Source organism: Streptococcus sp. HMSC068F04 (assembly GCF_001837455.1).
GTDB classification, from domain to species: domain Bacteria; phylum Bacillota; class Bacilli; order Lactobacillales; family Streptococcaceae; genus Streptococcus; species Streptococcus salivarius_D.
In genome coordinates this window covers 1-13,046 of record NZ_KV832534.1, presented here as the reverse complement: position 1 = coordinate 13,046, position 13,046 = coordinate 1, and the positions used below count along the sequence as shown (strand labels likewise).

Genomic DNA, 13,046 nt, shown 5'->3' with positions numbered 1-13,046 from the left:
AGCTTCTGCCTTGATTGACGCACGACCTGTGAAGGTATAACGACCTGATTCTGGGAGACTTGGGTTTGCGGCTGGTTGACTTACTTCTGTCTTAGCTACTGCAATATCAACATAACGACGGTTACCACTTGCTGTCACGTATGAAAGCCATTGACGGCCATCGGCTGTGAGAACCTTATCGTAGTTTACACTCATACCCTTGTCATAGTAGGCCAACTCTGGACTTGAAACCTTAGCTTCTGCCTTAATTGACGCACGACCTGTGAAAGTATAAGTGCCTGATTCTGGGAGACTTGGGTTATTCGCTGGTTTCGCAACTGGTTTTGTTTCTGGCTTAGCTTCTGCCTTGGCCGCTGCAATATCAACATAACGACGGTTACCACTTGCTGTCACGTATGAAAGCCATTGACGGCCATCGGCTGTGAGAACCTTATCGTAGTTTACACTCATACCCTTGTCATAGTAGGCCAACTCTGGACTTGAAACCTTAGCTTCTGCCTTGATTGACGCACGACCTGTAAAGGTATAAGTTCCTGTCGCTGGAAGGTTGATAGCACCTGTAGTGGCTGGTTTACTTTCAGCAGGTTTGCTGCTAGCAGCATAATCACCACCTTCGATACCGAAGTATTCTTCCAAACTCAAACCTGAATCGTGGATGTCTTTAGCTTCTTTACCCACATAGCGGATGTGCCATGCTTCTGGCATGTAGCCAGTTGAAGCTTCTTTACCTGCTTGGAAACGCACGATAAAGCCATAGTTATGTGCATTGTCTTTAAGCCATTGGCTAGCACGTGAATCTTCAAGCAAATTACCAGATTTATCGGTCAAATCAAAGACCAAACCAGTTTGATGTTCACTATATCCAGGACGAGCTGAGTAACGGTCCGCAGCTGCCTGACCATCACGGCTAACATAGTTATCGTAAAGAGTCTTTTGATAGTCATAAGAACGGAAACCACTGTATGAACGTCCAACATTCAAACCTTGGTTAATCATATCGTCACGAAGACGAACAAAAGCCGCCTTAGCTGTAGGATTCTCACCTGGGTTATAGTCCTTAGAAAGACCATGTTTTTTATTGACAATGATAATATCATCGTATTTACCACGAACACTGTAGTAAGAACCGTTATTGGTCAATTGGTGGCTAAGATCTTGAAGAACTGGAACACTGGTATGAGTGCCACCAACACCTTGAAGTTTACCTTCAATCTTATAGTAGAGGTGAACAGTGTAGTCACCACGATTATTCTTGTGATCGCTGATAGATACATGTGTCTTGTAGCTACCATCTGCTTGTTTACTTGCAGATGGCCATTTGAGGTCGTCTTGACCGTCTTTATCAGACCAGACAGGAACAAGTACTTCCTGGATAGCCTTACCAGCACCTGAAACTTCAGTAATAACCACATCAAAGCCATTTTCAGTCATATTTTCAATGTTAAGCTTACCGGTAAGTTTATTTTCAGTCGGTTTAGACTCAACTGGCTTGTTTGTTGTTACTTTCACAGTCGCAACATCAACATAACGACGTTTACCACTGTAGCTGACATAAGAAATCCATTGATGATTGTCCGCTGTCAAAACCTTATCATAAAAGACAGAATCGCCATTCATAAAAACAAACTCAGTCTTGGCTGACACCTTTGGTTCGTCCTTAACATCTACAGTCTTAGTAAAGTTGTAACGCCCACTTGAAGGAAGTTTATCAGCTCCTGTCACTGCTGGTTTTTCAGCCGGTTTATCGACTGGTTTGGTTTCCATAGGCTTATTATCTACTGGTTTAACATTCTCTGAAGCAACCGGTTGGTTTGGTTTAAGATCTGACTCGCTTGTTGTAGTACCAGCTTTGTCTTGACTAACCTCTACTTTAGCAATATCAACATAGCGACGAGCACCACTAAAACTCTTGTAAGAAATCCATTGGTGACCATCTGCCAACATAACCTTATCATATGACAAGGAATCACCATCTTCGAAAGTAAATTCAGTCTTAGAGGAAACTTTAGGTTCAGATTTCACATTAGCAGTTTTCTTAAAGTGGTAAGTCCCTTTGTCTGGGATTTCAAGTACTTCTGTCACTTCTGAATTATCAGTAGTTTTCTCTGGCGTAAGTTCAGGTTTTGGAGCAGGTTTAACCCCATCTTTAGGAGCCACCGGTTTAGACTCAGTCGTTTTCAAAGCCGCAATATCCACATAACGACGTGTACCACTGTAACTAACGTAAGAAATCCATTGGTGGTTATCCGCAGTCAATACCTTGTCATAGTTCACTTTGTAGCCTTTTTCCAAGGTGTAAAGTGTATCTGCAGAAGCCTTAGGTTCGTTTTTAACATTCAAGCTACGTGTCACATTATAAGTACCACTTGCTGGAAGCTTTTCAGCACCAGTAGTTTCTGGTTTTGCTTGATTAGTTTCTGTTGGTTTAACAGTTGGTGTTTCAGCTTTGGCTGGTGTCAAAGTCGCAATATCGGCATAATAGCGAACATAGTCATAACCAAGGTAAGAAATCCATTGGTGATTATCAGCTGTCAAAACTTTATCATAGATGACATGGTCACCCTTGCCGAAAACAAAAGTAGGTTTGAGATCTGCTTTTGGTTCCTTCTTAATATTTGTGTCACGTGTAAAGTAGTAAGTTCCTGTCGCTGGGATATTCAAAGCACCTGTTGTGGCTTGAGCGCCATTAGAAGGTTTGCCATCCCCATTACCACTATTACCGTTACCACTACCAGCTGCCACTGGTTTCACTGGAGCATAACGACGCACACCAGAGTATGATTTGTAGCTAATCCATTGGTAACCATCAGCTGTCACGACTTGATCGTAAAAGACGCTATCCCCTGGATTTACATAAAATTCAGCCTTGGCAGAAACCTTAGGTTGATTCTTAACCTCTGTACGTTCCTTGTAGACATAAGTTCCTTGGCTTGGGAGGTCGCTTGCTGTAGTTGTAGCCGGTTGGCTCACCAAACTAGTATTGACAGCTGCTCTCGTTAAGGCAGATACATCAAAGTTAGTAGCTGTTTCAGACGAAGTATTTGTACCACTTGTGGCTTCTGAGCTGGCAACTGTTGATTCAGAAGTTTTATCTGCTACTTGTGAGGTACTAGCACTCACTTCACTCGTAGCCTCGCTAGTGGCAGTTTCACTGGCGGTTTGACTAGTTGTTGAGACTTGGCTAGCTTTCTCACTTGACGCTGACCCATCTGTTGCTACACCACTGAAAATATCAGCTGCTGTCACAGCATCACTATCTGAGATAGCACGCAAAGAAGCATCTGAAGGTGTTGAAACCTCATGATGCTCATCAGCCAAAGCTTGCCCCGCAAAGACCAAACTAGCTCCTAAAAGAACTGATGCTGCCCCAAATGAATATTTACGAATGGAAAAACGTTGTTGTTCGTGTAAAAATTTTTCTCGTTTCATATCAATTATTCTCTCTATCGAATTGATGTTACAGGTTGATTGTAACACTCGGTGACAAATATTACAAGTACTTTACAGAATATTACTAAATATTTCTCACTTACCCATTAGTATACCAAATTTATTTGGCTTGTTCCCACTTAAATCATAAACTGTCCGATTTTTGTCATAATCGAAAGCCGAAGCAAGCCATACTTATTTATTCGTAATTTTGTTAGGAAAAGTAGAGGGAAACATAAAAAACATGATAACTTTATACGAGTTATCATGTTTGCTTTTTAAATCATTTATCAATGTCCTACATCTGAATATGAAATATAATAACGTTGGCCATTCTTAACAAAACTATACCAGTTTCCATCAGGTAAAATTTCATATTTATCCCAGTCAACATCTCCGGCAGGAAGTGTAGAAACTGCTCCGCTATCTTTATCTGGAGCAGCATAAACAGGTGTTTCCTCATCAAGTGTCAATGTTCCAGAAGTTGCTGTCCATGCACCTCGACCACCTTCAACTCCTCCAACTTGAGAAGCTGGTGTTGTAGATTCAACCACTTGTCCACCATCTGTAGTTCCTGCTTGAGCTTGTTTTTGAGAAGAAGCTTTAGGTGCTACTGCTGAAGCCTGATTGTCATTTTCTTCATTTGAAACTGCTGAAGATGATGATTGAGCTGTTTTCTTATCCTTCTTAACAGCTTTACTTGAGCTTGAAGATGATTTCTTGACCGTCTTGGCTGGGCTACTACTTGTGTTAACACGCGCCGACTCATGACTATTAAACATAGTCACTAAGAAGACAGCAAGGATAACTACAATTAGAGCTGATAGGATACCAATGAGTTTACTTGTATTTTTCATGAGTGATATTCCTTTTCTGATAATTTACTAGGTTATTATAATATATAGACAGTTAAATTTTTCATTGAAGTCATAAACTGTGTTTTTTCCGTCATAGTCAGACCACATCTTCTATTTTTAGTGTCTGTTTAAAACGATAGTCTTTAGATTGTGTTGACAAAGAACAATTAGGATACTTCCCTAAAATCTCTCGAACAGTGGACAAACCTATACCACGTCCTTCTCCTTTACTTGAGCGACCAAGTTTAAAGATGCCGACTGTATTGATAGATTCTTGAGCAATGGTATTCTCTACTATTACTACCTTTGTATCGCTACTGATAAGAGCAATGGTTACTTCTTTAGTAATGCTATCCAAACTAGCCTCAATAGCATTATCCAAAAAAATGGATAGCACTGTTATGAAATCCAACAATTCCATCCTCGATACTTCAAAGACGTCGCTGACCTCAAGGTGAACGGTAATAGACTGCTCTTGTGCTTCCAAGACTTTACTAGCCAAGACACCTTTAACGGCTTCATCTTTAATATTAATCAAGTTGGCAATTTCGTACTGTTTCCCCTCAATCCGAGTCTTTGTTTTTTCAAGGATGTTATCGTAGATATCGGAAATGATAGCTATATCTTTGGAGTCAATGCCATATTTGATACTAGACAAGATATTTAAGTAATCATGCCTAAATCGACGAAGATCAGTATAGAGTTGCTCGATTTGTTGACTATAATGAGCCAAATCACTCATTTGCCTATCTTTTTGGAGTAGGACTTCTTCTTTTAGTCTTTCGCTGAAAGTCGCATTAATGTAAACAAGGGTCGCAAGAAAGAGTAAAGCATAGGTCACCACGAGATAAACATGCCAATCTCTTCCTCCAGGGATCTGTTGCACAAAAAAGGTAATATATTGGAGAAGGAGGGCATAAGATAACATTGATATATCTATAAGCAATAAAAAGTACTTTGAAAATGACTTTCTAAAACCATAGTTCAGCGCTTTGAAATCTACTTTTAAGGTCTTAATGATTAACCAAAACACAGGAAAGACTGGCAACTCAGTGACAAGGTTTAAATGAAAATGATTCAGCACAATCAGATAATGTCGATTGATGACTAAGGCAATCCCATAAATAATAAGATTGTGAACAAGACTTTCTATGACGATTGGAAACAAGCCATAGAAAATATCTAATAACCTATTGCCATAACGATTTCTGTAAAGGGAATAAACAACCAAGAAGGCATGCCCTAAAACATAGGATAGGACTGGAGAAAGCACAAACAAAAATCGGATAATCAAGGGGATGATGATATACCATCTTAGCTTTATCTTCTCGGAGGTAATATATTGATAAATGAGAATAAAGAGGATAATCTCCGCTAAAAAGTCTAGATTATCCAACACAAAATTAATCGCTGTCATAGGCTAATTCTCTCAAGTAATTTCTTTAGTTTCAACTTTGAAACATAGCAAACGCCACCATTTTCAAAATAGACCGTCCCCGTACTTTTATCTAATTTGATGATATTTTCTGGATTAACTAGGAAGGACTTATGACATTTAAACAGTCTAGGGTCACTCTTTTCAATTTGAGAGAGACTGCCATAAAACTCAATCTGCTCCTCTTTAGTATAAAGGATAACCTTGTGGACGATATCCGAGGTCTCAAAGTACAAGATATCATGAAAGGGAACCTGAATAACGGTCTTAACATTCTCAATCCGAAAAGCGTCTTCTGGATTCTGACTCTGTATCTTTTTGCAGGTTAATAAGATAATACTTTCCAGACGCTTTTGAAAGTCCTCGCCCTCCAAAGACTTGTCAATAAAGTCTAGAGCTGCCAGTTGGTATTGAAAAGTTAAGGGAAGATACTCTGAATGAGTCGTGAAGAAAACAATATTGGCATAGGGGTCACTCTTGCGAATCTGCTTTGCAACTTCCAAGCCTTTTTTAGTATCGTCTTTAATCTGAATGTCTAGGAAAAAGAGCTGATGAGACCCTCGCTCGGTAATAAAGTCTAACAGTTGATTGGGTTTGTCAAAAACCTCAAAGTCGCCCACTTTAATGTTATTTTTCTTAAGAATCGTATGAATAACCTCTTCAATACGATTTTGTTGGATAAAATGATCCTCTAAAACATAGATGTTAAGCATAACATAACTCCTCTAGCATAATCTTAAGATAGATCCAAGGTGGAGCAGTTCCTTTAATAAACGAATCCCTCTTATTCAAAATGAGATTTATTGTTCTCTTTACTTATTTTACATTTTTGTTACAAAAAAGACAATAGTTTGTAACATTTTTCACTTCAATCAATTAAAAAACACCCCACAAAGTTAGATTTTATCTGTCTAACTTTTGGGGTGCAGTTCATAAATAGCAATCTTTTTTCGTACTAGTTACGATAATAAGGGAAACCTTCAGCAGTTTGGTCTTGACCAATAACAAGGTAATCAGAGCCGTTACTACCTCCAGAAATCGCTCTCAATGCAGCTGAGCTTGTATCTGAGAATACTCCTGCATAAAAAATATTATCTGAAACTCTTTGAGGCTTCAATTGAGCAGTATAACCTGTTGAGTTTTTAATAATTGTACCATCAGCGTTAATTGTAACTGATTCACCATTCGCATTAGTCCAAGTTCCCACAAGAGAGCTAATATCACCATTATCAAGGGCACCAAAGTCAAGCGATGATTGACTATTATTTGTATTCTTTTCAGATTTAACCTTGTCTGATTCAGCTGCTGCTTCAGCCACTTGTCCGCCATCTGCAGTTCCTGCTTGAGCTTGTTCTTGAGAAGAAGCTTTAGGTGCTACTGCTGAAGCCTGATTGTCATTTTCTTCATTTGAAACTGCTGAAGTTGATGATTGAGCTGATTTCTTATCCTTCTTAACAGCTTTGCTTGAGCTTGAAGATGATTTCTTAACCGTTTTAGCTGGGCTACTACTTGTGCTAACACGCGCTGACTCATGACTATTAAACTTAGTCACCAAGAAGACAGCAAGGATAACTACAATTAGAGCTGATAGGATACCAATAAGTTTACTTGTATTTTTCATGAGTGAGATTCCTTTTCTGATAATTTACGAGATTATTATAATATATAGAAAGCTAAATTTTTCATTGAAGTCATAAACAGTCGTTTTTTCGTCATAATCAGAAAATAACATTTAAAATAAAAATACTATATACATCAAACTGCCATGGATTTTGGAACAAGCATCTTAGCAACAATCTCTTTTTGTTTAGCTTTCGAAACCAAGCATGACTCTCCGTTTTCAAAATAAATAACACCTAATTCTTTGTCCAATCTCACAATGTTTTCGGGATTTACAACAAATGATTTATGGCATTTATATAGTCTGCAATCTTGTTTTACAACTTTTGATAATTGACCATAGAACTCAATTTGCTCTTCTGTTGTATGAAGAATTACCTTATGAACCGTTGGAGATGTTTCAAAATAGAGAATCTTATGAAAAGGAACTTGTATAGTTGCATTCTTTGTATCTATAGTAAAAGCACACTCTATTTGGCTCAGACCATTTTTAGAAAGTGCTAATCCAATATCAGAAATAATCCTATCTTCATATTCAATATCAGGCAAATTCTTGTCAATAAAATCAAGTGCAGCTAAGCGATACTGAAAGGTTGAAGGTAGGAGTTCGGGATGTGCTGTGATGAAAACAATACTTGCATACGGATCTCGCTCACGAATCTGTTGAGCAACCAATATTCCCCCTTCGACATCACTGTCAGATCCAATATCTAGAAAAAACAGTAAATGCGAGCCCCTTTCCGTAATACGCTCTAATAATTGATTGGGTTTATCGTATAAATCAACCTTCCCAATTCTTAAAATATATATTTGTTTAGACTTGTGGATAGCATCCTCAAGACGAGCTTGTTGAAAATAATCTTCTTCTAAAACAAAAATATCTAACATAATTGAACACCTCTAATTACAACATCCTTATTCTATAACTTAAGATGCTAGTTACTCATAGAACGAATCCTATACTTTCACCTTGATTTTATAACTTTCGCTAATTTACAGCAAATGTTTCTAAAGCATATTGAACAATATATTGATTCAACTCTTGAAACTAAAAAAACACCACCCTCAAAAGAGAGTGATGTTACAACTCTTAAGAAATATCCACATAGCGTCTTGCACCACTATAAGTCGTATAAGATAACCATGTGTGTCCATCGGCTGTAAGGACCTTGTCATAGCGAACGGACATGCCTTTATCATAGTAGGCTAACTCTGGACTAGCAACACTTGGTTGAGCCTTGATAGAGCTAGGTTTGGTAAAGGTATAAGTACCAGTTGCAGCTAGGCTTGGACTTGCTGGTTGAGCAACTGCTGTTGCCTTACCATCAATAGCAATGTAACGGCGGTTGCCTCCATAACTAACATAAGAGAGCCATGTGTGACCATCTGTGGTCACCAATCTGTCATAGTTAACGGACATACCAGCATCATAGTAAGCCAACTCTGGACTCGCTACACTTGGTTCTGCTTTAATACTAGAGCGTTCCTTGAAAGTATAGGTACCAGATGATGGTGTGCTTGGTTGAACAGGTTGTTCTACAGGTTTAGTCACACTCGTTGGTGCGATAGCCACATAGAAACGATGTCCTGAATAGCTGAGATAAGAAAGCCATGTATAGCCGTCATTATTGACAACCTTGTCATAGTTGACTGACATGCCTGAATCATAGTAGCTAACATCTGGATTGGCTACCAAAGGTTGAGTCTTGATGCCAGTACGAGCGGTAAAGGTATATGAACCTGAAGCTGGAAGGTTGTGGCGAGTTGCATTTTGAACTGGAACAGTTGTGCTAGTGCCTCCGATACCTACCATTTTACCATCTTGGACATAGTAGAGATGGACAATGTATTCACCTGCTTCAGCCTTATGGTCACTAACATTGACACGAACCTTGTAGCTACCATCACTTTGTCTGCTAGCTTGGTGCCATACAAGGTCGTCTTGGCCGTCTTTAGCTGTCCAAACTGGAACACTTACGCCTTGAATAGCCTTGTCACCACCAGAAACATTAGTGATATGAACGTCAAAACCGAGGTTAGAGAGGTTTTCAATATTGATAGTACCGCTTGGTTTGCTTTCTTGTTGAGCAAGTTTAGCCACAGCTACATAACGTCGGTTACCATTGTAGCTGAGGTAAGAAAGCCATTCATAACCATCACCACTGACAATCTTGTCATAGTTGACTGACATACCAGCATCGTAGTAGGCCAACTCTGGGCTTGCCACACGAGGTTCTGCCTTAATGCCAGTGCGTTCTTTGAAGGTGTAAGTTCCTGAGTCAGGAAGGCTATAGCTAGTAGTTGTATGAGTTTCTTCAACCTTGGCAGGAACTGTGTAAGTTGTGCCACCAACACCAACCAATTTACCATTAGTTTCAACATAGTAAAGATGAACATTGTAGAGACCACGTTCATTCTTGTGGTCAGTTAGGCTGACGTTAACCTTGTAGTTACCGTTGTTAAGACGAGTCGCATTGTACCAGATGATATCATCTTGACCATTCTTTTCAGACCAGATTGGAACAGATACCCCGAGGACACCGTTTTGGTCTGAAACATTACTGATAACTACACTAAAGTCACCATTGTCATGGCTTTCAATAGCGATATCGCCTCTTGGTTTAGCTACAGCCTCTGCAACAGCACCTAAGTCGACGTAACGACGAGTACCACTGTACGAAGTGTAAGAAATCCAACGGTGGTTGTCCGCAAGCAAAGATCTATCGTAGTTGACTGACATACCTGGATCAAAATTGAACTCAGTCTTAGCAGTCAAGCTAGGTTGGTTCTTCACATCTGCAGGTTTAGTGAAGTAATAAGTACCACGCTCAGGGATGGTTTCATCTCTAGTCGCTTCAGTGGTGCTACTAGTATTTTCGGCCTTCAAAGCTGCGATATCAGCGTAGTAGCGTTCATAATCGTAACCAATGTAAGAAATCCATTGATGATCATCTCTCTTCAAGACCTTATCATAGATAACATGGTCACCTGCACTAAAGACGAAAGTAGGTTTGATATCCATGACTGGAGCTGTACGAATTTCAGTTGTGCGACGGAAATAAAAAGTACCGTTTGATGGAATATCAAGAGAACCATCAGCAGTCACAGGACCATCTACACCTGGCTGACTAGCATTAGTTAAGACAGTACGAAGACTAGTATCGACAGCTTCACGGTCAGTAGGTCTAACTTCCACTGCTTCTGACATCGCTGAACGGTCAGTTTCACTAGCTACTTCAGAGCTAGCTACTGATGACACTTCAGAACGTGGGCTAGCCACCTCTGAGCTCGCAACAGAAGCAACTGCAGATGCAGAATGAGCAACCTCTGCCGGTACTTCCAAAGAAGCAACCTCGCTAGCCACTACACTACTAGCTTCAGAAGAAGCAACTTCACTGCTGGCAAGCTTAGGTCTTGGCACTTCTGATCTTGAGGCTGGTTGATCGAGGACATCGGTAACAGCTTCTGAAGTTGCTTGGTCAATTTGGGGTGCTTCAGAATTATTTACAGTAACTTCATAGTCCGTGATGGAACCTGTGCTATTGGCTTGTTCCTGAGCCAAAGCATGTCCACCAAGCATCAAGCTCGCACCAATCAAGACTGATGCAGCTCCAAAAGAATATTTACGTATTGAGTAACGTTGACGTTCCTTAAAAACATATGCCTTTCTCATTTTGATCACTCTCACTTTCTAGGCTGTTTGATAAAAATTGGAACCGTTTTCACATTTCTATTATACCTCTTTGAAATATTTTTTACAATTATTTCAATATTATTACTAAACTTTATTTTGTAGAAAATTGATAGCTAATTCTTTCAGATAACTATGATTAAGAAAAGCCCAAAGGGGCTACCTGAGGGCTTTTGCTACATCTAATTCCTTGACACATTAAGCAAATCTGAATAGATTAATTAATTCATTCTGGGTTGATTTGACTATAGGTATCAATCTAGTCTAACTATGATTCATCATAGATGTATTCTTCTAAATGTTCAGTCACTGTAATCTCATCGCAGGAGCTAACATTTTGAAAGTCCTTAATGTAAACAATTTTATACTGATTTGGTAGAAGTAATGGAAAGGCAATTGGCTTACCATTCTTACACACGCGAAACATCTGAAGGCTATCTGTTACGTTACTAATAAAGACAAACGGAAACAAATGAGGACTGGGAGAATCCAAATAGTGATAGGTCCCCTTTAAGGTACCACTAGTACTTCTCACTTCTCCATGTTCTTTTTGAGACATTTTTAAAGCGTACTCCTTCTACTACTTGTAATTTCCTTTTCTTAAGTACCGAGGGACAATACCATTAATCTAATTTATTGTAAACATGCATCCGACCATATATCGCATCAGAACCGAAACGAATCTGTCCATTACTATCAAAGAAAATTGGGTCACTGGTTGGTCCATCATTATGAGCAAAACCTGCTACATAACCGCCATCTTGAGCAAAACCATTAAAGAGCTGACTACTTGTATCACTATAACCACTTTCAGCACCAACACGGGTTACACTACCGGATGGGGATACTGTAATTGTGTCCCCTAAGTCATTTTGATAGGTACCAGCAACACTAGAGAAATCACCATTAGCCATTGCTGTAACATCCACTGCTGTGGTAGCTGGTGTTTGTTCCGCTGAAGCGGCTGGTTGTTCTGTCGTCGTTCCTTGATTTACTCCGGCTGTTTCTTCACTAGGATTTGTTGGGGCAACTTCTTGTTGAGTAGATCCAGCAACATTTCCGGCTGATGGTTGTGAATTCTTTTCTCCAGAGGTTTCTTTTGAGACTTCTTCTGAACTAGAAGATTTTGTCTTTTTCTCAGACTTCTTCGCTTTTTCTTTTGAAGATGGTTTTGTCGATTTCACTTTCTGACTAACCTTACTAGAGCTCGATGTTAATGTGGCTTCCTTCTTGTTATTACCACATGCACCAAGTAATAGAACGGAAGTTAAAGCGAGTGCGGTTAAAGTTGTGAAACGTTTTGTAGCAGGTTTCATAATAATTCTCCTTAATACTCTATTTTAGACTGTGTCATTTTCAAAAATCTCGATGAATAAGTTATATTCTTTAGTTCTTCTTATGAATCTAATATACTGCATATTTAAAAAAAAAAGGACACGTATGTCCTGCTCTATTCTTTCATAGCATCTCTCATTTTCTCTGACATGATGTCAGCTAAAGAGGTATCTCCTAATAATCTAGCCAGCTTTTCGTCTAGTTTCATTAGGTTATTTGGCTTATCTAAACTAGTCGCATGCATCAATTGATATTTGAGATTGAGGTATTCTACCGGCAACTTTGAGCCTATAGCTCTCTCTCCAAGCAATTCCGATAAAGATATATTCAGACGTCTTGCCAAGTGCTCTAAGGTTTCTAGTTTAGGTTGAGACTTCCCTGTCTCTATACGTGTCAATTGTCGTACTGATAAAACCTCATTCCCTTCACAAAATTTTTCTTTAGTGAGTCCTTGTGCTAATCTCAACTCTCTTAACCGATGACCAAAGTCTTGTCCAAACATCGCTAGCTCCCTATTACTTGAAACTATTATAATTTTTATGATTTGTAATAGTATACCACCCAATATTCACTATTTCAATTGTGAAATGAAAAATAATTATTACTTTCAATACCGCTTACAAGTCAAAACTACCCGTGAGAACAGGTAGCTTGCTCTTCGGCTGAAAGCCTCTGCTAC

The 13,046-nt window shown here is 39.2% G+C and carries 10 protein-coding genes; all 10 read right to left on the bottom strand.

Annotated features, from left to right (window positions below; genetic code table 11):
- Window positions 1-3,429 (bottom strand): LD-carboxypeptidase LdcB/DacB (gene ldcB, locus HMPREF2571_RS09725; protein WP_070848029.1); only part of this gene is annotated, 3,429 nt, incomplete at its 3' end.
- Between the two features lie 290 nt (window positions 3,430-3,719).
- The gene (locus HMPREF2571_RS09720; RefSeq protein WP_013990168.1) at window positions 3,720-4,286 is read right to left on the bottom strand and encodes a transcriptional regulator; all 567 of its coding nucleotides are present in this window, start codon (window positions 4,284-4,286) and stop codon (window positions 3,720-3,722) included.
- Window positions 4,287-4,383: 97 nt separating this feature from the next.
- Entirely contained in the window at window positions 4,384-5,703 is a 1,320-nt protein-coding gene (locus HMPREF2571_RS09715) for a sensor histidine kinase (RefSeq protein ID WP_070848026.1), read from the bottom strand.
- Window positions 5,700-6,434 carry a response regulator transcription factor gene (locus HMPREF2571_RS09710; protein WP_002886762.1) on the bottom strand — a complete coding sequence of 245 codons (735 nt, stop codon included), beginning with the start codon at window positions 6,432-6,434 and terminating at the stop codon, window positions 5,700-5,702. Before HMPREF2571_RS09710 ends, HMPREF2571_RS09715 begins: the two co-directional genes overlap by 4 nt.
- 242 nt (window positions 6,435-6,676) lie before the next feature.
- A complete protein-coding gene (locus HMPREF2571_RS09705; protein ID WP_045772181.1) occupies window positions 6,677-7,342 on the bottom strand; it encodes a DUF6287 domain-containing protein in 666 nt (221 codons plus the stop codon).
- Between the two features lie 134 nt (window positions 7,343-7,476).
- Window positions 7,477-8,229, bottom strand: coding sequence for a response regulator transcription factor (locus tag HMPREF2571_RS09700; protein WP_002886759.1), 753 nt, complete (start codon window positions 8,227-8,229; stop codon window positions 7,477-7,479).
- A gap of 202 nt (window positions 8,230-8,431) precedes the next feature.
- Window positions 8,432-11,014: an SH3 domain-containing protein gene (locus HMPREF2571_RS09695; protein WP_070848024.1), complete on the bottom strand. Its 2,583-nt coding sequence runs from the start codon at window positions 11,012-11,014 to the stop codon at window positions 8,432-8,434.
- Between the two features lie 286 nt (window positions 11,015-11,300).
- On the bottom strand, window positions 11,301-11,591 hold the full coding sequence (locus HMPREF2571_RS09690) for a hypothetical protein (protein ID WP_002885564.1): 291 nt from the start codon (window positions 11,589-11,591) through the stop codon (window positions 11,301-11,303).
- Window positions 11,592-11,655: 64 nt separating this feature from the next.
- Window positions 11,656-12,348 carry a DUF6287 domain-containing protein gene (locus HMPREF2571_RS09685; RefSeq protein ID WP_013990164.1) on the bottom strand — a complete coding sequence of 231 codons (693 nt, stop codon included), beginning with the start codon at window positions 12,346-12,348 and terminating at the stop codon, window positions 11,656-11,658.
- A gap of 134 nt (window positions 12,349-12,482) precedes the next feature.
- Entirely contained in the window at window positions 12,483-12,869 is a 387-nt protein-coding gene (locus tag HMPREF2571_RS09680; protein WP_013990163.1) for a helix-turn-helix domain-containing protein, read from the bottom strand.
- Window positions 12,870-13,046 lie beyond the last annotated feature (177 nt).